At 42.7% G+C, this 26,102-nt stretch carries 24 protein-coding genes and 1 tRNA gene; 22 read left to right on the top strand and 3 right to left on the bottom strand.

Annotation, left to right across the window (positions count from 1 at the left end; translation table 11 throughout):
* Nucleotides 1–18: 18 nt before the first annotated feature.
* Nucleotides 19–92, top strand: a tRNA-Trp gene (locus tag F973_RS15340).
* Between the two features lie 279 nt (nucleotides 93–371).
* Here the strand turns inward: F973_RS15340 and F973_RS09435 are convergent.
* Nucleotides 372–1,532 (bottom strand): ribosomal protein uL16 3-hydroxylase, encoded by a 1,161-nt coding sequence (locus F973_RS09435; protein WP_004761447.1) that lies wholly within the window; start codon nucleotides 1,530–1,532, stop codon nucleotides 372–374.
* A gap of 166 nt (nucleotides 1,533–1,698) precedes the next feature.
* On the opposite strand from F973_RS09435, the gene dnaX reads away from it, so the two are divergent.
* The 17 genes from dnaX (at nucleotide 1,699) to F973_RS09350 (ending at nucleotide 20,517) form a co-directional block, all read left to right on the top strand.
* Nucleotides 1,699–3,699, top strand: coding sequence for a DNA polymerase III subunit gamma/tau (gene dnaX, locus F973_RS09430; RefSeq protein ID WP_004761445.1), 2,001 nt, complete (start codon nucleotides 1,699–1,701; stop codon nucleotides 3,697–3,699).
* Between the two features lie 187 nt (nucleotides 3,700–3,886).
* Nucleotides 3,887–4,522, top strand: a complete 636-nt coding sequence (locus F973_RS09425) for a vWA domain-containing protein (RefSeq protein ID WP_004761444.1) — start codon at nucleotides 3,887–3,889, stop codon at nucleotides 4,520–4,522.
* 34 nt (nucleotides 4,523–4,556) lie between these two features.
* The gene (locus F973_RS09420) at nucleotides 4,557–5,612 is read left to right on the top strand and encodes a TerY-C metal binding domain-containing protein (protein ID WP_004761443.1); all 1,056 of its coding nucleotides are present in this window, start codon (nucleotides 4,557–4,559) and stop codon (nucleotides 5,610–5,612) included.
* Nucleotides 5,613–5,647: 35 nt separating this feature from the next.
* Complete coding sequence (locus F973_RS09415; RefSeq protein WP_004761442.1) at nucleotides 5,648–7,486, top strand: PP2C family serine/threonine-protein phosphatase; 1,839 nt, start codon at nucleotides 5,648–5,650, stop codon at nucleotides 7,484–7,486.
* Entirely contained in the window at nucleotides 7,479–9,008 is a 1,530-nt protein-coding gene (locus F973_RS09410; protein WP_004761441.1) for a helix-hairpin-helix domain-containing protein, read from the top strand. Before F973_RS09415 ends, F973_RS09410 begins: the two co-directional genes overlap by 8 nt.
* Nucleotides 9,005–10,066 carry an ATP-grasp domain-containing protein gene (locus tag F973_RS09405; RefSeq protein ID WP_004761440.1) on the top strand — a complete coding sequence of 354 codons (1,062 nt, stop codon included), beginning with the start codon at nucleotides 9,005–9,007 and terminating at the stop codon, nucleotides 10,064–10,066. The genes F973_RS09410 and F973_RS09405 overlap by 4 nt, the downstream gene beginning before the upstream one ends.
* 43 nt (nucleotides 10,067–10,109) lie before the next feature.
* On the top strand, nucleotides 10,110–11,249 hold the full coding sequence (locus F973_RS09400) for a phosphoribosyltransferase domain-containing protein (RefSeq protein WP_004761439.1): 1,140 nt from the start codon (nucleotides 10,110–10,112) through the stop codon (nucleotides 11,247–11,249).
* Complete coding sequence (locus tag F973_RS09395) at nucleotides 11,242–12,063, top strand: HAD hydrolase family protein (RefSeq protein ID WP_004761438.1); 822 nt, start codon at nucleotides 11,242–11,244, stop codon at nucleotides 12,061–12,063. Before F973_RS09400 ends, F973_RS09395 begins: the two co-directional genes overlap by 8 nt.
* The gene (gene stiP, locus F973_RS09390; protein WP_004761437.1) at nucleotides 12,047–13,213 is read left to right on the top strand and encodes a cysteine protease StiP; all 1,167 of its coding nucleotides are present in this window, start codon (nucleotides 12,047–12,049) and stop codon (nucleotides 13,211–13,213) included. The genes F973_RS09395 and stiP overlap by 17 nt, the downstream gene beginning before the upstream one ends.
* Nucleotides 13,213–14,097, top strand: coding sequence for an HpcH/HpaI aldolase/citrate lyase family protein (locus F973_RS09385; RefSeq protein WP_004761435.1), 885 nt, complete (start codon nucleotides 13,213–13,215; stop codon nucleotides 14,095–14,097). Before stiP ends, F973_RS09385 begins: the two co-directional genes overlap by 1 nt.
* A 25-nt stretch (nucleotides 14,098–14,122) precedes the next feature.
* Nucleotides 14,123–15,313 carry a TerD family protein gene (locus F973_RS09380; protein ID WP_004761434.1) on the top strand — a complete coding sequence of 397 codons (1,191 nt, stop codon included), beginning with the start codon at nucleotides 14,123–14,125 and terminating at the stop codon, nucleotides 15,311–15,313.
* Nucleotides 15,314–15,374: 61 nt separating this feature from the next.
* The gene (locus F973_RS09375; RefSeq protein ID WP_004757810.1) at nucleotides 15,375–15,953 is read left to right on the top strand and encodes a TerD family protein; all 579 of its coding nucleotides are present in this window, start codon (nucleotides 15,375–15,377) and stop codon (nucleotides 15,951–15,953) included.
* 59 nt (nucleotides 15,954–16,012) lie between these two features.
* A complete protein-coding gene (locus tag F973_RS09370; RefSeq protein ID WP_004679771.1) occupies nucleotides 16,013–17,089 on the top strand; it encodes a DUF475 domain-containing protein in 1,077 nt (358 codons plus the stop codon).
* 73 nt (nucleotides 17,090–17,162) lie between these two features.
* On the top strand, nucleotides 17,163–17,738 hold the full coding sequence (locus F973_RS09365) for a TerD family protein (RefSeq protein WP_004757812.1): 576 nt from the start codon (nucleotides 17,163–17,165) through the stop codon (nucleotides 17,736–17,738).
* Nucleotides 17,739–17,825: 87 nt separating this feature from the next.
* Nucleotides 17,826–19,148 (top strand): VWA domain-containing protein, encoded by a 1,323-nt coding sequence (locus F973_RS09360; protein WP_004761433.1) that lies wholly within the window; start codon nucleotides 17,826–17,828, stop codon nucleotides 19,146–19,148.
* A gap of 12 nt (nucleotides 19,149–19,160) precedes the next feature.
* Nucleotides 19,161–19,877, top strand: coding sequence for a TIGR00266 family protein (locus F973_RS09355; RefSeq protein ID WP_004761432.1), 717 nt, complete (start codon nucleotides 19,161–19,163; stop codon nucleotides 19,875–19,877).
* Nucleotides 19,878–19,935: 58 nt separating this feature from the next.
* Nucleotides 19,936–20,517, top strand: coding sequence for a TerD family protein (locus F973_RS09350; RefSeq protein WP_004761431.1), 582 nt, complete (start codon nucleotides 19,936–19,938; stop codon nucleotides 20,515–20,517).
* A gap of 51 nt (nucleotides 20,518–20,568) precedes the next feature.
* On the opposite strand, the gene F973_RS09345 is transcribed toward F973_RS09350, so the two are convergent.
* Both F973_RS09345 and F973_RS09340 read right to left on the bottom strand, forming a co-directional pair.
* Complete coding sequence (locus F973_RS09345) at nucleotides 20,569–21,009, bottom strand: acyl-CoA thioesterase (protein WP_004761429.1); 441 nt, start codon at nucleotides 21,007–21,009, stop codon at nucleotides 20,569–20,571.
* Nucleotides 21,006–22,166 carry an iron-containing alcohol dehydrogenase gene (locus tag F973_RS09340; protein ID WP_034432593.1) on the bottom strand — a complete coding sequence of 387 codons (1,161 nt, stop codon included), beginning with the start codon at nucleotides 22,164–22,166 and terminating at the stop codon, nucleotides 21,006–21,008. Before F973_RS09340 ends, F973_RS09345 begins: the two co-directional genes overlap by 4 nt.
* A gap of 181 nt (nucleotides 22,167–22,347) precedes the next feature.
* On the opposite strand from F973_RS09340, the gene F973_RS09335 reads away from it, so the two are divergent.
* The 4 genes from F973_RS09335 to F973_RS09320 are packed head-to-tail and all read left to right on the top strand — an operon-like array spanning nucleotide 22,348 to nucleotide 26,076.
* Nucleotides 22,348–22,863: a low molecular weight protein-tyrosine-phosphatase gene (locus F973_RS09335; RefSeq protein WP_004682396.1), complete on the top strand. Its 516-nt coding sequence runs from the start codon at nucleotides 22,348–22,350 to the stop codon at nucleotides 22,861–22,863.
* A gap of 11 nt (nucleotides 22,864–22,874) precedes the next feature.
* Nucleotides 22,875–23,909, top strand: a complete 1,035-nt coding sequence (gene murB / locus F973_RS09330; protein ID WP_004761426.1) for a UDP-N-acetylmuramate dehydrogenase — start codon at nucleotides 22,875–22,877, stop codon at nucleotides 23,907–23,909.
* 8 nt (nucleotides 23,910–23,917) lie between these two features.
* On the top strand, nucleotides 23,918–25,048 hold the full coding sequence (locus F973_RS09325) for a YdcF family protein (RefSeq protein WP_004757826.1): 1,131 nt from the start codon (nucleotides 23,918–23,920) through the stop codon (nucleotides 25,046–25,048).
* Nucleotides 25,048–26,076 (top strand): alpha/beta hydrolase, encoded by a 1,029-nt coding sequence (locus F973_RS09320; RefSeq protein ID WP_004757828.1) that lies wholly within the window; start codon nucleotides 25,048–25,050, stop codon nucleotides 26,074–26,076. Before F973_RS09325 ends, F973_RS09320 begins: the two co-directional genes overlap by 1 nt.
* The last annotated feature ends 26 nt before the right edge of the window (nucleotides 26,077–26,102 follow it).

Genomic DNA, 26,102 nt, shown 5'->3' with positions numbered 1-26,102 from the left:
ATTTGATCATGCTGTTATAGAGGATTGGTGTAATGGTAGCATGACGGTCTCCAAAACCGTTCGTCAAGGTTCGAGTCCTTGATCCTCTGCCAAATATTAAAAAAAGCCCTTGTTTTTTACAAGGGCTTTTTTATGTTCATCTTTTCAGATGACTTTTCTTTTGAAGTGGTCTACGTGTATTCTGCTAGTCTAGAGCCACTAGTTTAATACTTTTTTGAATCCGTCAATGCGTAAGTCTTATTCTAATTCAAGGAATAAAATGTAGCTCTTATCAAAAACAGGTTTTTGGGTCGTATTGGATTAATGAGGGCCTTTGATATTTTGCAGGCCCTCATTTTTAGTGATTCATTTAATAGCTATACTTTTCAAGTTTAATTGGGTGGTAACAGCATTAAAATGGCATCATTCAGCAACTGGGCAATCTCTTCCCGTATTTCAGTATCATTCAACTGTTTATCAAATATCAGGCTTTTACCATTGGCCAAGTGCTGTAGTTGTTTTTCAAACGCTTTAGAAACACAAACAGGTTCGCCATTTGCCCAAAACTCTAATGATCCATTTTGCTGTCTGTAAAGTAGTTTCATCGCTGGTTCAAGCATCAGTGCATAGCCTGCATCCACGATTTCAATCAGGTCATTTGCCTCAATTTCTTCTGGTTCAGGAATATTGTCTGGATATTTGACTTCGCTCATATATGCCATAATTGCAGCATCAAATTCAGGCGCCTGACAGAGATAATCGAGTAACTGGTTTTTTAAATAGCTAAATTCGCTATCGTTGATTTCACCGATTGTCGTTGCAGGCTGGCGGGGAATATCCAGCAAGGGATTTTTCAGTAAGCTATTTTCTGCAAACTGGTCACTGATTCGATCCATCATTTCTGCGAGGTTGGGCATACGGAAACCAAATGAAAAAGTCAGGCATTCATCTTCCGCAACACCGTAATGGGAAAGTCCAGGTGGTACATAAAGTAAATCACCTGGTGCAAGAACTTCATCAAAATGAACATCCATTTCAGGCAATAATTTTAAAGGTTGATCTGGCACAAACTCGGTTGATTCGTCACACATTTGACCCAACTGCCAGCGGCGATGACCATGTCCTTGTACCAGAAAAACATCATAAAAGTCGAAGTGTTTGCCAACTGATCCGCCTTTGGGTGCGTAGGACACCATAATGTCATCACGTCGCCATTGCGGAATAAAAGGAAACTTTTTCCAAAGCTCTGAAATATCAAAGGAATAGTGATCAATCGCTTGAACTAAAATTGTCCATAAATTTGGCAGTTTTTGAAAATCACCTCTGGTTAAAGGTGAGGATTTAACGTGCCATTCATTTGGGTTCTTGTTTTTTTGACGGATCAAACGTGCGCTGACGTGCTCTTCCAATGCCAGTTCCTTAACATCATCAGGTTCAATCAGCCCAACAATTTCGGGCATTGCGTTACGCACCAGCAGTGGTTTTTTTTGCCAGTATTCAGTTAAAAATTGTTCTGCGGTAATACCGCCCAATACCGTTAAAGGTTGTGACATGATGATGAAGCCGAAAATAAATCAATAACGTGTATTGTCCCTTGAGTTGAAAGGCGGTGCAAGCCTTGTATCACAGCCAACAAACCCTAATTTTGATCAATCAGTTCGGGATTCATTCACAGCTTCTTAAAAACACAGTATGCTAAAGCGGCTATAAGGAGTATCCATGTATCAAGTATTGGCAAGAAAATACCGTCCACGTAATTTCAATGAGTTAGTGGGGCAGAATCATGTCTCCCGTGCGTTGACCAGCGCATTGGAGCGTGGAAGATTGCATCATGCTTATTTATTTACAGGGACGCGTGGTGTGGGTAAAACCACAATTGCCCGTATTTTAGCCAAATGCCTGAACTGTGAAACAGGTGTGACCTCAACCCCATGTGAAGTTTGTGCCACCTGTAAGGCCGTGAATGAAGGGCGTTTCATTGATTTAATCGAGATTGATGCTGCGTCACGTACCAAAGTTGAAGATACCCGTGAGTTACTGGACAATGTTCCTTATGCACCAACTCAGGGTCGCTTCAAAGTCTACCTGATTGACGAAGTGCACATGCTTTCAACGCATTCATTTAATGCTTTATTAAAAACGCTGGAAGAACCGCCAGAGCATGTGAAGTTCTTGTTTGCAACCACCGATCCACAGAAATTACCCATTACGGTGATTTCTCGTTGTTTGCAGTTTACCCTGCGTCCTTTGGCTGTTGATGAAATTACCACGCATTTAACCGCTATTTTAAATAAAGAACATATTGAAGCTGATCAGGATGCGATCTGGCAAATTGCTGAATCGGCACAGGGTTCATTACGTGATGCGCTGTCTTTAACGGATCAGGCCATTGCCTATGGTCAGGGAGCTGTACATCATCAAGATGTCAAAGACATGCTGGGGCTGATTGACCGAACCATTATTTATGACCTGATTTTAGCAATTCATCACAACCAACAAGCGCATGTCAGCCAGTTGTTGTTGCAGTTTAGGCAACAGGCTTTAGATGTTTCTCTGGTTCTGGATCAGTTGGTTTCAACCTTGCATGAGTTGGCGTTGTTGCAGTATCTGCCTGATCTTGCCTTGAAATACAGTGAAGAAATCAATCGAAAAATTCTACATTTGTCCAAACTGATTTCTGCTCAGGATTTGCAGCTTTACTATCAGATTGCATGTAAGGGACGATCTGATCTGCAACTTGCAGTCACGCAAGAGCAAGGTTTTGAAATGTGTGTCTTGCGTTTGCTCGCATTTAGACCGTTATCTGCTGGTGAAATTACTGTTGGGGGCACAAACCCACAAAATATTGTAGTTTCTCATCAGCAAGTCGTTTCAACTGAGCCAAGTCCAGCAGAAATTCAGCAATTGCAGCAAGTTACTATTGTTGAAGAACAGCTTGTGGTTCAGCAGGAAATGGTTGGTGTTGAACCTGAACGCATCATTCAGAATGAAAATGTTATGGTTTTTGATGCAGCGGATGGGCAACTGATTGGGTTGGATCATTCAGCTATCCATCAGCAAAATGCTCATTCCAGTGAATTTACAGAATCAGATGAGGTATTGATTTTTCCCGTAGAAGAACAAACTGAAGTTACACAAATCATCAATCAAGCACCTGAGCCAAACGTTAAGGCTGAACCTGAATTGTTTGAAGAAACATTTATTGCTACGGAACAGCAAATTGACAACCAATTTGCCATGCCTGTGGTTGATGTAGTTCAACAGGTTGAAACGATGCATTTGGCAGACCAAGCTAATCTCATGCCTCAAGATATTCTTAAACTTCGTGAACAGGTTTTGGAGGGTGAGTGGAATCTGGATAAATGGGAATACTGGTTTAGAAATAGTGAACTTTCGCCAGCCGTCCAGGAGTTGGCACAGCATGGCATCATGCAGGGGCATATTAATGGCTCATCTGTGTTTCATATTCCGCAGAAATACGAGGGCATGTTGTCACAATTAAGGCAGGCGTTGGAAGATGCACTTAAGTCACAGTGGCCGAATACGCAGTTTAATGTGCAATATCAAGATATTGATTCGATAACACCTTTTACCATGCAGGTCATGCGTAAGGAAAAGGCGTTTCATCGGGCTGTTGAGTTATTACAGCAGGAACCTGCCATTAAAAGTTTAATTGAAACCTTTGATGGTGAGTTACAGAATATTCAACTCAAGTCCTGATGCTTGAGTCCCCTTAAATTTAATATTTGGCTTGTGGTTTCTATCTAACTGCTTGTTGCAAATACTTATTAAACATACAGAATTGTCTATTTATTTTAAGTAATTAAGGGCTGGTGCATAGTAGAACCAAAAAAATTATGTTAAAAAAAGAAAGCGAATAATATACTGAAAATAAGGAAAAATAATAATGCGTCGTTTGCCTGTTTATATTTTATTGGATACTTCGGGGTCAATGCGAGGAGAGCCAATTCATTCCGTGAATGTTGGATTGCAGTCGATGCTTAGTGCATTACGGCAAGACCCTTATGCACTGGAAAGTGTGCATTTAAGTATCATTACCTTTGATTTAGAGGCAAAGGTCTATTTGCCACTGACCCCACTCGATCAGGTTCAATTGAACAATATTGATGTGCCAAGTGCAGGGGCAACCTTTATGGGCGCTGCTCTGGAGTTGTTGGCACAACAAGTGAGCCAGCAAATTCAAAAAAGTAGCGATGAGATTAAAGGGGACTGGAGACCTTTATTATTTGTCATGACAGATGGCTCACCCTCAGATGTGTATGCATATCAGCAAGCAGTTTCTGTGATTCAGCAATTAAACTTTGCCAGTATTGTTGCCTGTGCGGCAGGGCCCAAAGCCAAAACTGAACATTTATTGCAACTGACAGATAAAGTTGTGGTATTGGATACCATGGATGCTGCATCATTTTCAGGATTCTTCAAATGGGTATCGGCAAGTGTGGTGGCAGGCAGCAGCAGTGCAGGCATTTCAAACTCGATTTCATTGCCACCACCACCGCCTGAAGTGCAACTGGTTTTATAGATAACAGTATAAATTATTAAGGATATTCAGTTAGATGCGCCGTTTACCTGTTTTTTTTGTGTTGGATTGTTCTGAATCCATGGTGGGGAAAAATATTGAGCAGATGCAGCAGGGTATTCAACTCATCATGCAGCAGTTACGCAAAGACCCTTATGCCCTGGAAACAGTATATGTGTCAATGATTGCCTTTGCGGGAATTGTGCGTACCTTGGTGCCTTTGGTGGAAGTGTTTGCTTATTATCCAGTGAAATTACCTTTGGGCGGTGGTACACATTTAGGCAAAGCATTGGAACATTTAATGAATGAGTTTGATCGTCATTTGATTAAGACCACAACAGAAACCAAAGGTGACTGGAAGCCAGTCGTATATTTATTTACAGATGGGCGACCAACCGATGAATGCAAGGATGCAATTTATCGCTGGCAAAAAAAGTATGCCCGACGTTGTACACTGATTGCACTGGGAATGGGGAAAAATGTCGATTATCACACTTTAAAGCAACTGACGGAACACTGTATAGCCTTTGATGAGTTGAATGAAAAAGATTTCCAAAAGTTCTTCCAATGGATCAGTGCCTCAGTCGTCGCGCAAAGTAAAAGTGTGGGAGATGGAGAACAGCAGCAACATCTACCGCCTTTGGATGAGCGCTATATGCGCCTGGTTAAAGATGTTCAGCCACGAACTTTGCTGGATGAGCAGTGTGCAACTTTTGTTGGGCGTTGTGGAAAGTTAAATCGCCCTTATTTGATGAAATTTGAACGTGAAATTCAGTATCAGGCCCCTAAAGACTTAGATATTAACCTCAATTTGTATCACTACCAACTGAAAGAGTGCTGCAAAATTGATGAGGATTATTTTACATGGTCAGATCAAAGCCAGCACCAACAGCAAATCAATACCACTTTGCTTGAAGGCGCGCCTGAGTGCCCACATTGTTTGGCAGAAACCGCATTTGCCATGTGTGGCTGTGGTCAATTGATGTGTTATGACGGTTTTAGTGAAGAAGTCAGTTGTCCGTGGTGCCGCCGTCAGGTGAGTTTTGGTTATGGCGGTTCGGATGGGTTTGATGTGCAGCGTGGGCGAGGCTAAGACATTTGTCTTAAAGGTAAAAGGAAATTTTGTTTATGCTTCAGCCATTAACACCAGAATTACAACAGGCCCTTGCTGATACATTGGCACAACTTTTAAATCATAAAACCCAGCCATCGACTCAGATGCAAGATCAGGAGTGGTGGCAGAAATGTGTGCAAAATAAGCGTCTTTATAATGCCTACCATGATTTGGCAGAACAGCTTTATGATGTGCTGGGGTTCCAACTGGAACAATTGCCAGACTTTCAGGGATGTTTGTTGCAACAGATATTGCAACAGGGGCGCTTGGCGATTTATGCGCCTATGCAAAATAGCCTATGTGAAAAGCATGGGGTGTCAAAAAATGCTGTAGAATCTCTGGGCTTTTATCCACAGCCTGATACCGTTCAAGCAGAATCTGTGCACCTTGAATCAGAACAGAAACAACCTTTGACACCACCAAATAATGACAATCAATCCATATTATCCGAAATCACAGATTTGTCTGAATCTAATTCGGTTGAGCCTACACATTTACCGTTGGCCGTAACGACTCCAATCATTGAAAAACAATCCAGCCCTATTCCAGACAATACCTCAACACCCCTGCAAACTGGGGTAAAAACGGTGAAAAAAATGCCTCACTTTCAGATTCCCAACGCTAGAGTGGGACAGGACTATCAAGCCAGCATTCAAATGCAATATCCCGTGAAACAGGATGTGCAGATTCATCATGAAAGTGTCAGGATTCCTGAAAATCTGGGTATTTGTTTTGATGCGGTGACACAGCAACTTTCAGGCATACCCACACAGGCAGGTGAATTTAAACTCATTTTTCAATATAAAACGGCAAATGAGCAGGCAGGATGGTTGTCAGGGGAAGTCACGTTTATTGTCACGGCTGACCCACGTAGTTTATGGCAGGTGAATGAGCCTGATCCAAATGCGATGTATTGGAAAGCAAATAATCGTTGTCAATTGATTAAGGCGGCAGATTTTAATATTGCTGCGTGTAGTCAGCGAGGACGTTCACATGAACATGCAGGAACATTCCGTGATGATGATTTTTTTGTTGCTCAGGTCGCGGATAGTAATTGGTCGGTATTGGTTGTGGCAGATGGTGCAGGAAGTGCCGAATTTTCCCGTGAGGGGTCGAGGGTTGCGGTGAATACTGTTGGTGAGTATTTAAAAGCTTTCATGCAAAAACAATCAGGTGAATCTGACCGATTGCTGGCACAGTGGCAAATCGGAGCCAATGATGATCCTGAAACCAAAAATGCAGCGCATCAGTTAGGCAATCAATTTAGTGATGCGTTTTATTCAGCCGTAACACAAGCCATTGAACAAATTGAACATGAAGCCACTCGACAAGGTGTTGCTTCTAAATTGTTTGCTACAACATTATTGTTTGCAGTGGTACGGCAACAAGACAATAAAACCTTTATAAGTAGTTTTTGGGTCGGTGATGGAGCGATTGCAGTTTATGGTAAGGACCGCGTGCGGTTAATGGGTAAACCTGATGGGGGGGAATTTGCAGGACAAACCCGCTTTTTAGATTATGGTTGTTTGCTGCGAGATTTTAAACAGCGAGTCCATATTGGCTATTTTGATGACGCTCAGGCAGTAATTCTCATGACTGATGGGATTTCTGATCCGCGTTTTGAAACGGATGCAGGGCTGGAAAATCAACAAAAATGGCAGGCACTTTGGCAAGAAATTGAACCACACTTACAACAGGAAAAACCTGAACAGGCTTTACTGGAATGGTCAAAATTCTTTAGTGCAGGACATCATGATGATCGAACATTGGCGATTTTATGGCAAATGCTACAAGATGATCAAATAAGTAATATGACTGTACCAGATGACTCAGTAGGGGTGCTAGATGAGTAAAGTCATTCAATGTCAAACGCTCGATGGCCGTCCAATCGCTTTTGTAGATGAAGTGATTGGTTCGGGTGCGATGAAAGATGTCTATTTTTCGCCTGATAAATCTTACGTTGTATGTTTTTTTAGCAAGGAAAAAAACCATTTTTATCAGTCTCAGGCTGAACTGGAACGGCAGAAAGATCGGTTAAAAGAAATTGTGGGCAATAAATGGCAAGGTATTTTTAACGGTGCGGGTGGTGATTACTGGAAAAATGTGTTTTGCTGGCCTGATGGCTTGGTGGAATACAATGGTTTGCTTGGGATTACAGCACCTACCTATCAAAAACCATTTTTCTTTGAGTTTGGTTCTAAAAATAATGATTTTTTGGGGATTAAAGGGAAAGAAAAAGAGGGAAAATGGTTTGCCAGTGCCAATAACCAGAACCGCTTTCTGGATGAACGAGAAAAAGGCACATGGCTGAACTATCTCAAGATTTGTATTTTAATTGCGCGTGCAGTGCGCCGTATGCATGCGGCTGGTTTGGCCCACTCCGATTTGTCCTATAAAAATATTTTGATTGACCCTGTCATGGGGCGTGCTTGCGTTATTGATGTTGATGGTTTGGTTGTGCCAGGCAAATATCCGCCTGATGTGGTGGGAACACCAGATTTTATTGCGCCTGAAGTGGTGATGACCAACCATCTTAAAAAAGATGATCCCCAACGGCATTTGCCCAATATCATGACGGATCGTCATGCTTTGGCTGTGCTGATTTATATGTATTTGCTCTATCGCCATCCATTACGTGGTGGCAAAGTACATGATGTCAATGACCCACAAAAAGATGAAAATCTGGCAATGGGTGAAAAAGCATTATTTATTGAACACCCAACGGATGCAGGTAATCGGGTTAAAGTGGCGCAGGTTCGTCCGAGTGCCTTGCCATGGGCAGATCCCGAAAAAATTCCATTTACGGTGACAGGGCCGTATTTAAAGGAACTCTTTCTACAGAGTTTTGTTACAGGTTTACATCAACCGCAGCAGCGTCCATCTGCCAATGACTGGGAAACGGCGTTGGTGAAAACGGTTGATTTAATGCAGCCATGCCTAAATTCAGATTGTGGTCAAAAATGGTATGTATTTGACAACAGCACCAAACCTGTATGCCCATTTTGTGGCACGGCATTTCACGGCAAATTGCCTGTATTAAACCTATATTCGGCACGCAGAGAGGGTAACTTTAGGCCTGATAATCACCGTTTGATGGTCTGGACAGGCCAATCAATTTATCAATGGCATGCCAATAACTTAATTGCGCCAAATGAACGTTTAAGTGTAGAGCAAACCAAACGGGTGGGTTATTTTATTTTCCATCAACAGCAATGGTGGCTGGTTAATGAGAATTTACCTGAACTGATGGACGTGGCAAGCAAAGAGATTATTCCGATAGGTGGAAAAATTGAATTGACCGATGGCAAGCAGATTTTATTGTCACGCCAAGATGGCGGACGCTTAGTGGTTGTACAAATGGTGCAATGTGAATGAATGCAACTTTACAAGTGATGGGAACAAATACAGAAATGAATATCGTTGAAAACTCTATTGGAATCTGGTTTACCCAGGCCCATTCCTGTCAGCGAGATTTAATTTTTGCAGCAAAACATACACCTTTTAATCTGCCTATTCATGTGGTGGCCTCCCATCCCGATTGGCGGCCTGAAATCACGTCTGTTGCAGATATTGCGTTACAGGAACCTGCTTTAGCTGAGCGAGTGGAATGGGTGCTACAACAGGCACAGCGCCTAAAGGTAAAGCTAATTATTGCAGGGCGTTTTGGACGAATTTATCTGGAACAGAAACACCGTTTTGAGGCTTTGGGCATTCGGATTATGGCTGGCTGCGATCACATGGAGCAGATTGCCCAATTACATGATAAATCAGTATTTACCCAAACCTGTTTAGACCATCAGATTGCGGTTGTCCCTGCCACCACTGTATATCATGCTGAAGAGTTGCAAGCCGCCTATGAAAGCTGGTCGAAGAAAGGTGAAGTATGTGTAAAGCCTGTGACAGGTGTATTTGCATCAGGTTTTTGGCATCTGGATACAAAGGCGACATCATTTGATATGTTTGCCAATAGTCAGAATTTTAGGGCGCATCCACAAACATTTATTGAAAGTTATCGACAATCACCCAATCCGCCTGCCTATTTGGTGATGCCATTTTTATCGGGTCAGGAATGTTCAGTGGATATGTTTTGTGTGCATGGGCAAGTCCGATGTGCGGTTGTCCGTTGTAAACAGCGCGGTGGCTATCAGCAACTGAAACTCGAAGATGAGGCCATTGAACTGGCTAGACAGGTTGCTGAATTGTTTGGCTGTGATGGTTTGGTGAATATGCAGGCCCGTTATAATGATCGTGGGCAATTATTTATTTTGGAAGTTAATCCTCGCCCTTCGGGTGGAATAGGGCACACATTCTATAGTGGTGTCAATCTGGTACACGCTGCTATTGCAGAAACATTCGGATTGGATTATCAGCCTGAAAAAATTGAAAATACTGTCATGGTTCGACATATTAGCCAAAGTGTTTGTGTGGTATAAAGAACGGTATAAATATAATTTTTAAGCTAGATTTAAGATAAATATGGTTGAGATTGAATTACAGAGGGGAGTATTAAGCTTACAACCCAATGACAATAGCCACTGGAAATGGCAGGATTTATTGGGTTTTGCCGAGCGCATTAATCCAAAGCGTGCATTCTTATTTGTATCAAAAGTATTAGGGCGGCATATTCCCGTCAGTCCTCACATTATGCGCCATGCCTTTACTGATTTGGCTGAGCTGGTTCCTGATGATTTACCTGAACCTGTGTTGGTTATTGGCATGGCGGAAACGGCGGTTGGGCTGGGCGCAGGCGTTCATCAGGTGTTGCAGCAACGTTATCCTGAAGCGATTTATGTGACAACAACACGCCATCCAGTACATGGTGCGCCATTACTGGCACGTTTTTTAGAAGAACATAGCCATGCACAGGATCAATTGTTATATGGTTCACCTGATGCAGAGCTTCAACAACAGATTCTAAACAGCAAAAGCATTGTACTGGTAGACGATGAAGCATCAACTGGCAAGACCTTTGTCAATTTAATCCATGCTTTACAACAGGCAGGGCTGAATCAAATTTCTCATGTGGTGACTGCCACGCTGGCAGATTGGTCATCAGGCATTCATATTGCCGATCTAAACTGTCAGTCTGTGGCATTAATGACAGGCAAATGGCAATGGCGTGATGCTGAGCATCCAATCCAGATCAATATGCCAAAGGTCGATACAGTTGCTTTTGGCGCGTTTGCTACTTTAGCAGAACCGACTTGGGGACGTTTACCCATTCAGGACAGTGGCGCGCATATTCGGTTGGCGGTACAGCCTGATGAACGTATTTTGGTGCTGGGCAGTGGCGAGTATGTCTGGTCTTCTTTCTTGTTGGCAGAGTATTTGCAGCAGCAAGGCGCAGATGTGAAATTTAGTGCAATTACCCGTTCACCGATTGCTGTGGGACATGCCATTCAGTCTGCTCTGGCATTTTCGGATAACTATGGTTTAGGTATTCAGAATTTTGTCTACAACATCAATCCACAGGATTATGACCGAGTGTTGATTACTGTCGAAACCGCAACACATTCAGTCGCGAAAAGCCTACTTGAAGCGTTGCCAAATGCCGAAGTGATCAGTGCTGTGGACTATCCTCATCAAAATTTTAACTTGTGTGTTGTAAATGACTGATTTTTTATTTGACTCCAGTGAAATTCGTACACCCTTAATGCTGGTGGATCTGGATGACACGTTGTTCCAGACCCATCGCCGCATTACACCTGAAGCTGACTTTAAAATGGTCACCACAGATAAACAGGGACAAGCTCTGGCCTATATGAACCCGATACAACAGCATTTTGTACAGTGGCTATTTCATAGTACCCATGTGATTCCAGTGACTGCACGCTGTGCCGAGGCTTTATCCCGAGTTCATTTACCCTTTCAGTATGGGGCGGTCTGTTCTCATGGTGGAACAGTGCTGAATGCGGACCTTAGTGTCAATGCTGAATGGCATGGAGAGATGCAACAGGCTTTACAACCCTATCAGACACGTCAGGAAGCCCTGATTGAAGCTGTGCAGCAGCATTCCAGACATTTTGGTTCAATTCGGACATGGGTGGTTGAGGATCAGGGATTGGGGTTGTATGTTGTGGCAAAGCAAAATACAGAAAATGACAATCCCTATGCACCGAATTTTTTGCCCCAGTTGCTCAATAGCCTTGATGTGAATTTATTGTCAGGTTTTTACTTCCATTTAAATGGCAATAACCTGGCATTGATTCCACAGCCTGTGAGTAAGGCCAATGCGGCCAGGTTTCTTTTGCAGCAACTTGGCGCACAACAACGCCCAATTTTAGGCTATGGCGACAGTTTGTCGGATGTTGAGTTCTTGAATTTATGTCACTGGTGGGGAATGCCAAACCATAGCCAGTTGAATCGTTGGGTAAAACACAATCTAACGCAGCAATATAAACAAGAAGGGTATTATGGCGATTACCAGTAAACCAAAAATTAGTAGGGAAAAAGCATCAGAACTCATTTTAACACAAGGGTTTAGTGGAAGTTATCAGCCTGAGCAAGTCACATTTTTATTAAAACGTACCCAAATTCGACCAACAGACACATTGGAAAAGGAACGCCTGATTCAATCAGGTGAAAAACATTATTCACAGATGATTGGTCAGGAGAATCCACCTACTGAACGTCATTTACAGTTATTTGAACAGGCAATGCAGTATGGGCAGCAACGTTTGGCAAAAGAAGTGCAGCAATTGGCACAAACACTGTCAGCAGAGTTTGCCGAATCCATTGTTCTGGTCAGTTTCGTACGTGCTGGTGTGCCATTAGGTGTACTACTTTATCATGCATTGCAGGATATGGGACGTGACTGTGTGCACTATGGCATCAGCATTATCAGGGATCGTGGTATAGATTTTGCCGCACTTGAAACGATTATTGCCAAGCATGGTCATCAATCTTTGGTTTTTGTGGATGGCTGGACTGGAAAGGGCGCCATTCAGAAAGAATTGCAGCGAAGTCTCGCAGATGACCCTCGTTTCATTGATCGACCTTTGCCCTTGGTGGTGTTGTCAGATATTGGTGGATGTGCTTGGTTGGCAGCCAGTGGTGAGGATTGGTTGATTCCATCAGGTGTTTTAGGCTCAACTATTTCAGGATTAATTTCCCGTAGTATTTGTGAGAATGAGGCTTTGCAATTCAACGAGGTTGAGGAAAGTAATCTTGGTCAGTGGCATGGCTGTATTGAATATACGCATTTAAACAGCTTTGATATGTCACAATCATTTGTTGGACAAATCAATCAGATACGCCGAAAAATTAAATCAGAACAAAATGCTGTTTGGACAAGCGCCCAACAGCAATTACAAAAACGGCAGAGCCAAGCTGTGGTTAAACAGTTGGCAGAACAGTATCAAATTACCAATATCAATCGGATTAAGCCAAGCATTGCTGAAGCAACACGGGCGATTTTAAGGCGTGTACCTGATCTGGTTCTGTTAAGGGATGCGAATGACGCTGACACGGCATTATTACGTCATTTAACCGAAGTGACACAGACACCAGTCAAGGTGGTCGGTGATCAAATCGCACCTTATCGGGCAATTACCCTTATTCAGAAACTGGGAGCAGGTTGATGTTATCGGCATTATCTTTAGGTGCAACACTTTATATGCCTGCGACCAGACCCGATTTATGGCAAGTGGTGAATGGGGAAAAGTACCCTGAGTTACGTTCTCTGGTCATCTGTCTGGAAGATGCGGTTTCCGAACATGAGGTTGAGGCTGCAAAAGTCAACTTAAGGCAGTTGTTGCGACAGGTTCAGGATCAACCACGTCAAGCACAACATCCTAAAATCTTCATACGCCCTCGCCATATTGCAATGGCGGAAGAATTGGCACAGTGGCCAGAACTGATCATGGCGGATGGCATGGTATTGCCTAAATTCTGCTTAAATCAATTACGACAATGGCAGCAGATATTGCCTGACTTTATTCAGGTGATGCCAACGCTTGAAGACGCAGAAACCTTTGATATGGGTGCTATGCGTGAGTTACGTCAGGCATTGCAACAGGACTTTCGTCAGGTTCTGGTGCTGCGAATAGGCGGCAATGATTTACTCAACTGTCTGGCTGTGCGCCGTCCAAGTGATTTGACCCTGTATCAAACGCCTATTGGGGCATTAATTGCAAATCTGGTGGGGCAGTTTTTACCTTATGGCTTTGCACTGAGTGCGCCTGTCTGTGAGCATTTTACTCAGGTGAAGTTATTGCAGGACGAGTTATATCTGGATTTACAACATGGTTTATCTGGAAAAACCATTATTCACCCTGCACAGATTGCGATTGTGCATCAGGCCTATCAAGTCAATGAGATTGAATTGAAACAAGCTCAGGATATTTTAAGAGATTCTGGTCAGGCTGTATTCGCCTGTCATGGAAGTATGTTGGAGCCTGCCACACATCGCCGTTGGGCAGAACGTATATTAGAGCGATCACAAATATTTGGCATGAAGCAATAACACTAAAAAAAGAGGATAATGAATAATGCAACAATTGACTGCGGGTGCAAATCTGGTACTGGCACAACCTCAGTGTCAGATTAAAATCAAAACTGCATTACCTGCACATATTGATTTAGATGTAAGTGCATATTTACTCAATGCCCAAAACAAGGTTCGTGGTGATGCGGACATGATTTTTTATGGACAGAAACACACTCTAAACCGTAGTGTTGAGTTAATTGAGGCAAATGCTAAAACACCTTATTTGGCGCAATTCAATTTAAATACCCAATTGCTGGATCTGGAACTGAATAAGATCGCTTTGTGTGCCACCATTGATGGACAGAGTGCAATCAATGCGCTTCAGAATATTGAGGTTGAGTTATGGCAAAATGGACAATTAAGTGCCACAGCGATTGTCAATAGTGCTGAAAAGACTGAAAAGGCCCTCATTTTGGCAGAAGTATATCGTTATAAGGATCAATGGAAATTCCGCTTTGTCAGTCAGGGTTTTAATGGTGGATTAAAACCCCTTGCCGAATATTTTGGTGTTGAAATCAACGATCAACCCAACACGCCGCCGCCAGCACCTGTTGCTACACCGCCTCAGTCTAAAATAAACCTCAGTAAAATTACGCTGGACAAAGGCAACAGTCGAATTAATTTAACCAAACAGACACAGGGTTTTGGTGAGATTAAAATTAATCTCAACTGGAATCAGCGTTCTATACAGCCCCAATCGGCAGGCTTCTTTAAAAAACTGCTCAACCAGAATCAGGGAATTGATCTGGATTTAGGCTGTCTATTTGAAATGCAGGATGGTACCAAGTCGGTGATACAGGCTCTGGGCAATCGCTTTGGGGATTTTAACGGTTTTCCATTTATTCAGCTTTCTGCGGACGACCGTACTGGTGCATTACAAGGTGGTGAGTGGCTGAGGATCAATGGGCAATATTGGCAAGAGATTCGCCGTGTCGTGTTATTCGCATTTATTTACGAGGGTGTGCCCAATTGGGCTGCAACAGATGCTGTGGTCACCATTTTTGTGCCAGACCAGCCTCCCATTGAAATTCGTTTAACTGAGGGACAGCCCTTGGGTATGTGTGGCATTGTTGAACTGACCAATCAGGCTGGCAATATTCAGGTGCAGCGACATGTTCGTTATGTACCTGGTCATAAAGAACTGGATCAGGCTTTTGGTTTTGGCTTGCGCTGGGTAGCAGGTAGTAAATAAAAACCTATTGACTTTTAACTCCAATTAAATTTCTATCATGATGCAATGAGGGAGAAAAAATATGGCAATTAGCTTAAATAAAGGGGGAAATCTCTCCCTAAGTAAAACAGATCCAACTTTAGTTCGTATTTTAATTGGTTTGGGGTGGGACGAACGTGCAACTGATGGCGCATCTTTTGATTTGGATGCCAGTGCGTTTTTATTAACCGCCTCAGGCAAGGTGCGTGGCGACCATGATTTTATTTTCTACAACCAGTTAAAATCACAGGATGGCTCGGTTGAGCATACGGGTGACAACCGTTCAGGTCAGGGCGATGGTGATGATGAGTCTTTAGTGGTTGATTTATCTAAAGTTTCTCCTGAAATTGAAAAGATTGCCATTACGGTCACCATTCATGATGCCCAAAGTCGTGGACAGAATTTTGGACAAATTGCCAACGCTTTTATCCGTGTCGTCAATCAGGATTCAGGCATAGAAATTGTTCGTTTTGATTTGGCTGAGGATTATTCAACCGAAACCGCCATGGTATTTGGTGAGGTCTATCGTCATAATGGCGAATGGAAATTTAGAGCAGTCGGTCAGGGCTATGCGGGCGGACTTGCTGCAATGTGTCAACAATATGGTATTCAAGTTGGCTAAAACCGATATCTCAAAGCAGACAAGATGTATGTTTTGAGATTTTTTTTGAAAGGGTAACAATGAAACATTTTCGTTTCTCAATTATTTTTACCGTGATTTGTCTGGCGTTATCTGCATGGTGGGGCTTCAGTCATGGACCAGAGGCAGGGGTGCAGGCAATGCTTCGGGTATTGCTGATCACTACGATTTTGGCTGTGATGGAAGTGTCGCTATCTTTTGATAATGCTGTGGTCAACGCATCAATATTGCGTCACTGGGATGAATTCTGGAAAAAAATCTTTTTAACTGTCGGGATTCTGATTGCCGTTTTTGGTATGCGCCTGATTTTCCCAATTGTAATTGTGGCCATAACCGCAGATATGGGAATGGTCGAAGTTGTCCAGATGGCACTCAACGATCCAGTTCAGTATTCTGAAAAGTTATTGGCACATCACGCGGAAATTGCTGCCTTTGGGGGCATGTTCCTGCTTTTGGTTTTCCTTAACTTCCTGTTTGATGATGGTAAGGACACGCATTGGTTTCATTGGCTGGAATCACGTTTAGCAAATTTAGCGAATGTTCCTGCCATGTCAGTTTTCGTTGCAATGATCGCCCTTCTCATTATGGTGGGTTTTGTTGCGCCAGAGACGAAATTGGTGGTGGCGATTGCAGGCATCTGGGGTATTGTGGTTTATGTGGGTGTTCAGGCACTTGGGCATTTACTTGAAAGCAGCCAGTCAGAAGAGGCAGAGGAACCACAGGAAAGCGTAACTAAAGGTGCATCAAGTACGGTTGTCAAGGCTGGTATTGGTGGTTTCCTTTATCTGGAAGTGCTGGATGCATCATTCAGTTTTGATGGTGTGATTGGTGCTTTTGCAATTACAACTGATGTTGTTGTGATTATGCTTGGTCTTGCGATTGGTGCAATGTTTGTACGTTCCATGACCATTTATCTGGTGGAAAAAGGCACATTGGAAGCCTTTATTTATCTGGAGCATGGTGCAATGTATGCAATTGGAATGCTGGCAGCAATTATGCTATACACAGGTACAGGTGGGCATGTGCCAGAAGTGGTAACAGGCCTGATTGGAGTGGCGTTCATTATATGGGCAGTTCTCTCATCAATTGCCTATGAAAAAAGACAGACACAATCTTGATAAAATCCTGGGATATAACAAAACTGTTATATCCATAAAATATAATTTAGCAATGAGATAAGGAGAATAACTCATGGCAATTAGCTTAACTAAAGGTGGCAATGTTAGCTTGACTAAAGAAGCGCCAGGAATCACTAAAACAACAGTCGGTTTAGGCTGGAACCCTCGCGTGACAGATGGTCAGGCGTTTGACCTTGATGCGATTGCATTCCTTGTTGGAGAAAATGGTAAGGTACGTGCAGATACTGACTTTATTTTCTTCAATAATTTGACTTCATCTGACGGTTCAGTAAAACACAATGGTGACAACCGCACAGGTGAAGGCGATGGCGATGATGAAACTTTAAGCGTTGATTTAAGCAAAGTTCCTGCTGATGTGAGCAAGGTGATTTTTGCAGTGACGATTTATGATGGTCAGACACGCAACCAAAACTTTGGTCAGGTTGGTAATGCTTATATCCGTGTGATCAATGACGCAGGCGGTAGCGAAATTGCACGTTATGACTTATCGGAAGATAGCAGCACTGAGACAGCAATGATCTTTGGTGAGCTTTATAAAAATGGCAGCGAATGGAAATTCCGCGCCATTGGTCAGGGTTTTGCAGGTGGTTTGGGGCCTTTAGCAGCCTCTTATGGCGTAGCAGTTTAAGTCGGCAAACCTGCTTGGGAAAAATAGTGTTTAGGCACTATTTTTCCTTACCTGAAAAAATAATGATAAAATAGGCTATTAAAAGAAATGCTGAATTTAATTCGTGGACAAAAAATAAAATTAAATGATTTATTGCAGGGCCAAAACGCTTTTTATATTCAGATTCAATATCAAGCCAGCTTTATACTTGACCTTGCCAGTTTTGGTCTGGATGCTCAATATAAATTGAGTGATGAGCGTTATATGACGTTTTATAACCAGCCTAAAACACCGTGTCAGGCGGTACAGTTACTCGATAATCAGCTACAACAGAGTCGTTTCCTGATCAATCTTGATCAGTTGCCAAACACCATTCAATATCTTGTCTTAACTGCTGCAATTGACGGGCAGGCAGTAATGTCACAGTTGCAACATGCTACGATTCAAATTTTAAATTTACAATTACAGCCGATTGCTGAATTGAAATTAGACGGGCAGCTCTTTGCTCAGGAACGGGCTACGATTTTGGTTGAAATTTATCGTAAAGATAATATTTGGCGTTTGGCTGCAATTGGGCAAGGATTCAATGCAGGTTTGGCTGCATTGATTCAACATTTTGGCGGTCAAGTGGCGGAAGAAAATAGTACGCCACTTGCTGCACCATCACCACAGCCAACTGTAGCACCAACGGCTGTCACTTCCCAGTTGGACTTAAAGAAAAAACTTTCGCTGGAAAAAGCTGAAAAAACAGGCAATGCCTCAATTATTGATCTGACTAAAAAGTCTCTGGTTCAATTAGAAAAGAAAAACTTATTGGGTTTGACAGCACGAGTGGCATTGGTACTCGATGCCTCGGGTTCGATGGACGGACAATACCGCCGTGGTGACGTGCAAAAAGTGGTGAATCGTCTCATGCCACTGGCAATTCATTTTGATGATGATGGTTGTTTTGAATGTTGGGCATTTGCACAAAAAACCACACAACTGGATAATGTCACCCTAAATAATGTCAATGACTTTATCAACACCACCCAGCGTGGCTGGAAAAACTGGCAGGTCGGTGCCCGTTATAATGAGGAAATTCCTGCCATTGAGGCCGTGATTGCGTATTTCCAAAAAATGAAAGACCAGATCCCAACCTATGTGCTCTTTATTTCAGATGGTGGTGTGGGCAGCCGCCGACAAATGCAAAAATTATTAACGAAAGCAGCCGAACTGCCGATTTTTTGGCAATTTGTTGGCATCGGTGGTCGAGATTATGGCGCATTGGAAAAACTGGACGAAATGTCAGGGCGTATTGTCGATAACTGCAATTTCTTCAGCCTTGACCGAATTGAAAGTGTTTCTGACGAGCGTTTATATGAATTGTTATTGGAAGAATTTCCCGATTGGCTTAAAGTAGCTCAGCAAAAAAATATTGTTCAGAACTGAAGGAATAGAGAAATGGCACAATTTAGTCTGGTTGGTTCACCTGAACCATTTTTACATGTGGCAATGCGTCGTGGTGATAAAATCTATTGTGAAAGTAATGCGATGGTCATGATGGAAGCTCCTTTAGAACTGAAAGGACGTTTACAAGGTGGTTTAATGCAGTCATTATTGCGACGTTTTGCCAATGAGGAATCATTATTTCAACAGCATATTGAAGCAGTGCGTGGTGATGGTGATTGTCTGCTTTCTGCTGCACTGGATGGTGATATGCAGATTCTTGATGTTGGCGCAACACAATATATTTTAAGTGATGGGGCATTTGTAGCAGCACATGATTCCGTAGAAATCAAGGCACGTTTAAACAGCAGTATTGGCGGTGCTTTTTTTGGAAATACAGGCGGATTTCTGGTCATGGAAAGCAGTGGGCAGGGACAGGTGGTAGTTGCGGGTTGCGGTACATTGTTCGAACTGGAAGTGGAACCAAATAAAGAGGTTGTGATTGATAACGGTCATGTGGTGTGCTGGGACTCACGCTTAAACTATAATTTATCTGTTTCCACCTCACAAAGTAGTGGTTTGTTGGGAAACCTGATGAATAGCGTCATGAGTGGCGAGGGTATGGTGTTACGTTTTTCAGGTAAGGGTAAAGTCATTATCTGTTCACGTAATCGTCAGAACTTTCTGGCATGGTTACAAAGTAAGTTAGGTCCATCACGTTCAGGTCAGTAATTTTTTATAATGAATGATAAATCATTGAAAACGTTTATTTCACAAAGAGGAGAAAACAATGGCGATTAATCTGGAAAAAGGTCAGAAAATTAATCTTGAAAAAGCGGATGGAAGCAGCTTACAACAAATTTTTCTGGGTGTAGGCTGGGATGTTGCCAAAAGCAAGGGTTTATTTGGCTTTGGTGGTGGCAGTGGAGACATTGATTTAGATGCGTCCGTCATTCTGTTTGATGAAAATAAACAGGTTGTAGATGTGGTTTATTTTGGCCAGTTACGCAGTAAGGATGGCAGTATCGTACACTCAGGTGATAACTTGACTGGTGTAGGCGATGGTGATGATGAAGTGATTCGGGTGAATTTGAATCAAGTTCCAAGTCATGTCAAGTCATTAGCATTTACTGTAAGTAGCTTCCGTGGGCAGACTTTTGAAAAAGTGGAAAACGCATTCTGCCGTTTGGTTGATCAAAGCAGTAATCAGGTGATCGCAAGTTATAAACTATCTTCACAAGGCGCACATACTGGCTTGATTATTGCCAAAATTTACCGCCATAATGGCGCATGGAAAATGCATGCGATTGGTGAAAATGTGAATGGACGTACCTTTCAGGAAATTGTTCCTCATGTGTTACCGTACGTTTAATAATTAAGCAACCCACTTTTCCGAGTCATAATCTGGAAAAGTGGGTTTGATTTACGCCATCAGCATATAGGCGTGTAACACTTCACGCATATATTGTGGAATTGCTGTACTTTTTCTGGTTTGTCGATCTACAAACACATGCACAAAATGCCCTTGAGCGGCTGCTTGTGTTTGACTTTGTTTAAAAATTGCCAGCTCATAACGCAGTGAAGAGTTGCCAATTTTTCCAATGGCTACACCAACTTCAACCATTTCAGGAAAGGAGAGTTCCTGTAAGAAACTACAGGCTGAATCCACCACCAAGCCAATGATCTCACTGTTGTGAATGTTAAATCCCGTTTTTTGGATCAGTAACGAATTAGCCGCGGTATCAAAGTAACTATAGTAAGTGACATTGTTGACATGGCCGTAAATATCATTATCCGCCCATCGGGTCTGAATTGGTAAAAAGAACTTAAACTGTTCGCGTGTTTTTAAATTGGGTTTACTCATGCATAAATCGCCTGATAAATTTGTAAAGCATCTTGTTCGGTCATTTCTCTTGGATTGTTCTGCAACAGTCGGGTTTGCAGCATGGCATCCTTTGCCAACTGTGGTAATTTTGCCTCGGCAATATCCAGTTCCTTGAGTTTCAGGGTAAGACCACTTTGATCCAGATGGTTTTGCATGTGGTCAATGAATAAATCACACAGGCCATCGGTACAGCCTGTACTGCGAGGGTCTAATAGCTGCATTAAATCTGCATAGTGCTGTTTTGCTTTTGGTGCATTGAATTTTAGCACTTCAACCAGCACCAGTGCATTGCTATGCCCATGTGACAGATGGAAATGCCCACCGAGTGGATAGGCCAAGGCATGAACCGCACCCACAGGCGCATTGGCAAAAGCCTGACCTGCCAACATTGAACCGACCAGCATATTTTGCCGTGCATCCAGATCAGCGCCATTTTTTAACACCTTGGCAAGGTTATGGTTAAGCAGTTGCAAGGCATTTTTCGCCAGCATATCGGCATAAAAATTCTTCTTGATATTGGAGGTATAGGCCTCAATCGCATGTACCATCGCATCAATAGCTGTTGCGGCAGTAATATGTGCAGGTAAACCCTGGGTGAACGTTGCATCTAGGATGGCAACATCGGCATAAAGGATAGGAGAGACCACCCCCATCTTGGTGGTTGCACCAGTGGTGACAATCGAAATTGGCGTGACTTCTGAACCCGTTCCAGCCGTTGTTGGAATCAGAATAAGCGGTAAGCGGGGAGCCTTGGCCTGATTAACCCCATAAATCTCACTGAGGTTTTGTTTTTGTTCAGGATGAGCAAGTAGGGCAATGATTTTGGCCACATCCATGGAACTACCGCCGCCAAAACCGATGATGACATCAATTTTTTCCTGTTTGGCGAAATCAACCGCTTCTAAAACAATATGTTCAGGTGGGTCAGCCTGAATATCAGAATAAATGATAGGCTTGAGGCCAACCTGATCCAGAATTTCCAGAATGGGTAAATGAAGCTGGTGCTGAATCATGCCTGCATCAGTGACCAGAAGCACTTTTTTATAATCATGTTGTGACAAGATGGTTTTAAGTTCTTGTATTGAGCCTAAACCCCCAATAATGTTGGGAACGGTCTGGAACTGAAACTGGTTCATACATACATCCTTATTTCTATCTTTTGATAAATCATTGTCCATACCTGACCTATGTCGCAATCCTAGAAAAAATGCCAACAAATTCTAATAAATACAACATTTTTATATAAGGCAACTATAGGTTTCAGTGCACAAATAAATTACCATAAGATGCTCTAAAAAGTGTAGTTTTGAGGTGATTATGCCATCCCCAACGCCCTATAAGGTGTTATGTGTCTGTTTAGGAAATATATGCCGTTCACCCACAGCGGAAGCAATTCTCAGACATTATTGTGATGTGCATGGTTTAAATGTATGGGTCGATTCGGCAGGGACCAGCAATTATCACCCAAACAAGGCACCTGATGCGCGAAGCCAAAAACATGCGCTACAGCGTGGTTATGATTTATCGGGCTTACGTGCCAGACAAATTCGTCTTGAAGATTTTATTGAATTTGACCTGATTCTTGCAATGGACTATGAGAATTTTGATGATATTCAGTCACTTCTGTCGAAAGCGCTACGCCAGTTTGGTGCTGAACAGATTCGTGCCAAAATTGCATTGATGAGTGAGCATGATCCTCATTTTAACCAGCAGGCGGTTCCTGATCCTTACTATGGTGAGGCAGATGGTTTTGATCGGGTTCTGGATCAATGCGAATCAAGCAGTCAGGCATGGATCAACATTCTTAAAAAGCAAATGCAGGCAGGGCAATAGGATTTTTCAACATGCATGTACAACAGCAGGTTCAACTCAAAAGTTTAAACACGCTCAATTTAAATGCCACTGTTTCGCATTATGCCCAGATCAATCATCCTGATGATGTGGTTGAGGCATTGGCATTTGCTGAACAACAGCAGCTCAATGTCATGATTTTATCGGGTGGAAGCAACCTGTTATTACCACAGCATATTCAGGCATTGGCAATTCATTTAAATATTCAGGGCATTGAAGTCCTTGCTCAGGATGACCAAACCATTACAGTTAAAGTAGGTGCGGGGCAGGTCTGGCATGATTTTGTTTTATACAGCACCCAGCAGAACTGGTTCGGTCTGCAAAATCTGGCCCTAATCCCAGGTTTGGTTGGAGCATCACCTGTACAGAATATTGGTGCCTATGGTGTTGAGGTGTGCGAGTTTATTGAGTCGATACAGGTGTATGACCGTGAACTGAAATGCTTTGACTCCATTTTAGCTCAGGATTGTCATTTTGCTTACCGTCATAGTATTTTTAAAGACTTTCCTGATCGTTACATCATCATTAGTGTAACCTTTAAGCTGTTAAAACATGCCAGTTTAAAACTGAGTTATGGTGATTTAAAGCAGGCGGTTGGAGATGAACAAACGGCTGAGAACCTGCAAAATCAGGTGATACAGATTCGTCAAAGTAAATTGCCTGATCCCAGAGCGTTTCCGAATGTGGGCAGTTTCTTTAAAAATCCCGTTCTGACTCAGGCTGAATTTGAAAAACTTTCTCAACACTTTCCCAACATTCCGCATTATCCCCAAGCCAACGACAATGTTAAGGTGGCTGCTGGATGGTTGATTGATCAGGCGGGCTGGAAAGGTAAACAATTAGGCTGTGTCGGCATGTTTCATAAACAGGCACTGGTTTTGGTCAATTATGCCGATGCAACGCTGGAAGATGTGAAAAACACCTATACTGCTGTACAAAATGATGTAAAACAAAAGTTTAGTATTCAGCTTGAACCTGAACCTGTGTTATATAGTGAGCAAGGTTTGATTCAACCCCATACTGTATAAGGAGTGATATGGCACAAGTACACTGGATGGTTAGTTTAGTGCGGATAGTCACCATACTATTTGTGCTATTCGGCTGCTTTGTGCTTTTTTTATATTCTCCATTTTACTCACAGCTTGTGGTGAAAGGGTTAAATTATTTTGTACCTGTTGATGTCAATGAGGTGGCCGCTGAAAGCCAGAAAGCAGCGGCTTTAAGTGAGCATGAGAATCTGGAACCTGGTTCCAACTTATGGATTGCGCGTCAGGCCTATTTAAAGTTGATGGAAAAAACCTTTGAGTCAGAAAAGCCTGAAGATTTAAGGTTGATACAGGCACGCTATAAATTGCTGCAACAAACCATTATTGATGAACAGGAAAAGGAAGAGCAAAAAGAGAAGAAAAACAATATTCCATTATTAAATCAAAAAGCCGAGCAGGATCAGGACAGTTCAGCAGTCGTGATCAGTTCTCCAACAGATTTCTTACAAGGCAATACACCTGATAATCAGGCGCTCATGGGCAAGTATCTGGCATTTTTAGAAACCTATCCTGTTGCATTGCCTGTAAATGAGGATGAAAAGGACGAGACCAATAAAGACCTGGTTGAACTTAAAAAGAATAAAGATGATGGTTTCGAGCCTAAAAATACCTCACAGCCTTATGCAATTGTGGTGCTCGGTGGAGGGTTAACCCTTGCTGAAAATGGTAAAGATATTGTGGTGAACAACTACACACGCTTACGTCTGGAAAAGACCTTGAGTGTGGAAAAAAAGTATAACTTGCCAATTGTGTTAAGTGGTGTGGAAGCACCGTATATGCATGCATGGTTAAAAGAGCGTGGTATTGAGGCTAAGCTGCTTGAGAATAGAAGCATGAATACCTGTGAGAATTCCAGATTCAGCTCTTTGCTTCTGCAAAAGAAAGGTGGTGCACCTACCGTGATCCTGATTACCGATGAGTATCATATGCCACGGACACGCCGTTTATTTGCCTTGAATGGTATAGAAACCGTTCCTGTGTTTGCACCCATGCCAACCAGCTTGACCCGTTGGCGCCCTAGCCAACAAAATTATGACCATAGTCGCCGTGCCAATTATGAAATGCTGGCTACGGTTCGTGATATGTTATTTGGCTCTAGTGATTGTCGGGAGATACCATAATGTCCAATATTCCTTTTTTAAATCCGACAATACTCAAACAACTGGATTTACCTGTTCCGAATCGTGAAACCACACCACAGGTTTTGGAACCACTGGATTTATCAACCACAACTGAACCCTCTAAACCTTTACAGGCCTATCGCAAGCTTTATGGCTTACACTTGCTTGATTGTGAGCATTGGCAGGGTTATGTGGAAATGCCGTTGTTCCGTTTGCATGTACAGGTATTTCAGCCAAGACAACAAAAGATTCAGGGGACAGTCTGCCTGCTGCATGGCTATTTGGAACACAGTGGAATCTATCAGCCGATTATCCAGGAAATCCTGGATCAGGGATTTAGTGTGATTACCTATGATCTTCCTGGGCACGGACTAAGTAATGGTTCACCTGCCAGTATCCAGAATTTTGATCATTACCAACAGGTTTTACATGCAGTATATGAAGCGGTCTGTGGGGCTAAACAGTTGCCTAGACCGTGGCTGGGCATTGGCCAAAGTACAGGTGGTGCAATCTGGATGCATCATTTATTGGAGTTTGCAGAACGCCGTGAAGATCCAATTGTTGATCGGGTTCTGTTGCTGTCACCACTGATTCGTCCCGCTAAAACCGCCTGGTGGCACAACTCAGTTGGTTTGGGTATTATTCGGCGCATTAAAACCCAAGTGCCACGACATTTTCGCCGTAATAACCATAACCCTGAATTTTTGCGTTTTGTGCGTTTAAAAGATCCATTACAACCGCGTATGATGGGTATGGACTGGATTCTGGCCATGTCGAAATGGATGCTGGAAATGGAACAGCGTCCAGCCTGTCGTATTCCTGTGTGGTTAGCGCAAGGCGCACTCGATCAAACAGTCGATTGGCGCTATAACATTGAATATATTCGCCGTAAATTTAGGTTGCAGACTTTATTGATGCTGGAAGAAGGATCACATCAATTGATCAATGAACGTGCTGATATACGTGCTGCACTGACAGGTTTGATTCCTGCTTTTTTACATGCGAAGCCAAATCACCACTATTATTAGTGGTGATTTGTTATTTAAATTCTTCT

Origin of the sequence: Acinetobacter sp. CIP 102129 (genome assembly GCF_000368305.1) — a bacterium.
GTDB lineage: Bacteria > Pseudomonadota > Gammaproteobacteria > Pseudomonadales > Moraxellaceae > Acinetobacter > Acinetobacter parvus.
This window is presented reverse-complemented; position numbering and strand designations above follow the sequence as displayed.

What these genes read in the sequence shown, in the direction of transcription:
- F973_RS09435 (WP_004761447.1), bottom strand. Translation starts at nt 1,532, where the DNA reads ATGTCACAACCTTTAACGGTATTGGGCGGTATTACCGCAGAACAATTT.
- dnaX (WP_004761445.1), top strand. Translation starts at nt 1,699, where the DNA reads ATGTATCAAGTATTGGCAAGAAAATACCGTCCACGTAATTTCAATGAG.
- F973_RS09425 (WP_004761444.1), top strand. Translation starts at nt 3,887, where the DNA reads ATGCGTCGTTTGCCTGTTTATATTTTATTGGATACTTCGGGGTCAATG.
- F973_RS09420 (WP_004761443.1), top strand. Translation starts at nt 4,557, where the DNA reads ATGCGCCGTTTACCTGTTTTTTTTGTGTTGGATTGTTCTGAATCCATG.
- F973_RS09415 (WP_004761442.1), top strand. Translation starts at nt 5,648, where the DNA reads ATGCTTCAGCCATTAACACCAGAATTACAACAGGCCCTTGCTGATACA.
- F973_RS09410 (WP_004761441.1), top strand. Translation starts at nt 7,479, where the DNA reads ATGAGTAAAGTCATTCAATGTCAAACGCTCGATGGCCGTCCAATCGCT.
- F973_RS09405 (WP_004761440.1), top strand. Translation starts at nt 9,005, where the DNA reads ATGAATGCAACTTTACAAGTGATGGGAACAAATACAGAAATGAATATC.
- F973_RS09400 (WP_004761439.1), top strand. Translation starts at nt 10,110, where the DNA reads ATGGTTGAGATTGAATTACAGAGGGGAGTATTAAGCTTACAACCCAAT.
- F973_RS09395 (WP_004761438.1), top strand. Translation starts at nt 11,242, where the DNA reads ATGACTGATTTTTTATTTGACTCCAGTGAAATTCGTACACCCTTAATG.
- stiP (WP_004761437.1), top strand. Translation starts at nt 12,047, where the DNA reads ATGGCGATTACCAGTAAACCAAAAATTAGTAGGGAAAAAGCATCAGAA.
- F973_RS09385 (WP_004761435.1), top strand. Translation starts at nt 13,213, where the DNA reads ATGTTATCGGCATTATCTTTAGGTGCAACACTTTATATGCCTGCGACC.
- F973_RS09380 (WP_004761434.1), top strand. Translation starts at nt 14,123, where the DNA reads ATGCAACAATTGACTGCGGGTGCAAATCTGGTACTGGCACAACCTCAG.
- F973_RS09375 (WP_004757810.1), top strand. Translation starts at nt 15,375, where the DNA reads ATGGCAATTAGCTTAAATAAAGGGGGAAATCTCTCCCTAAGTAAAACA.
- F973_RS09370 (WP_004679771.1), top strand. Translation starts at nt 16,013, where the DNA reads ATGAAACATTTTCGTTTCTCAATTATTTTTACCGTGATTTGTCTGGCG.
- F973_RS09365 (WP_004757812.1), top strand. Translation starts at nt 17,163, where the DNA reads ATGGCAATTAGCTTAACTAAAGGTGGCAATGTTAGCTTGACTAAAGAA.
- F973_RS09360 (WP_004761433.1), top strand. Translation starts at nt 17,826, where the DNA reads ATGCTGAATTTAATTCGTGGACAAAAAATAAAATTAAATGATTTATTG.
- F973_RS09355 (WP_004761432.1), top strand. Translation starts at nt 19,161, where the DNA reads ATGGCACAATTTAGTCTGGTTGGTTCACCTGAACCATTTTTACATGTG.
- F973_RS09350 (WP_004761431.1), top strand. Translation starts at nt 19,936, where the DNA reads ATGGCGATTAATCTGGAAAAAGGTCAGAAAATTAATCTTGAAAAAGCG.
- F973_RS09345 (WP_004761429.1), bottom strand. Translation starts at nt 21,009, where the DNA reads ATGAGTAAACCCAATTTAAAAACACGCGAACAGTTTAAGTTCTTTTTA.
- F973_RS09340 (WP_034432593.1), bottom strand. Translation starts at nt 22,166, where the DNA reads ATGAACCAGTTTCAGTTCCAGACCGTTCCCAACATTATTGGGGGTTTA.
- F973_RS09335 (WP_004682396.1), top strand. Translation starts at nt 22,348, where the DNA reads ATGCCATCCCCAACGCCCTATAAGGTGTTATGTGTCTGTTTAGGAAAT.
- murB (WP_004761426.1), top strand. Translation starts at nt 22,875, where the DNA reads ATGCATGTACAACAGCAGGTTCAACTCAAAAGTTTAAACACGCTCAAT.
- F973_RS09325 (WP_004757826.1), top strand. Translation starts at nt 23,918, where the DNA reads ATGGCACAAGTACACTGGATGGTTAGTTTAGTGCGGATAGTCACCATA.
- F973_RS09320 (WP_004757828.1), top strand. Translation starts at nt 25,048, where the DNA reads ATGTCCAATATTCCTTTTTTAAATCCGACAATACTCAAACAACTGGAT.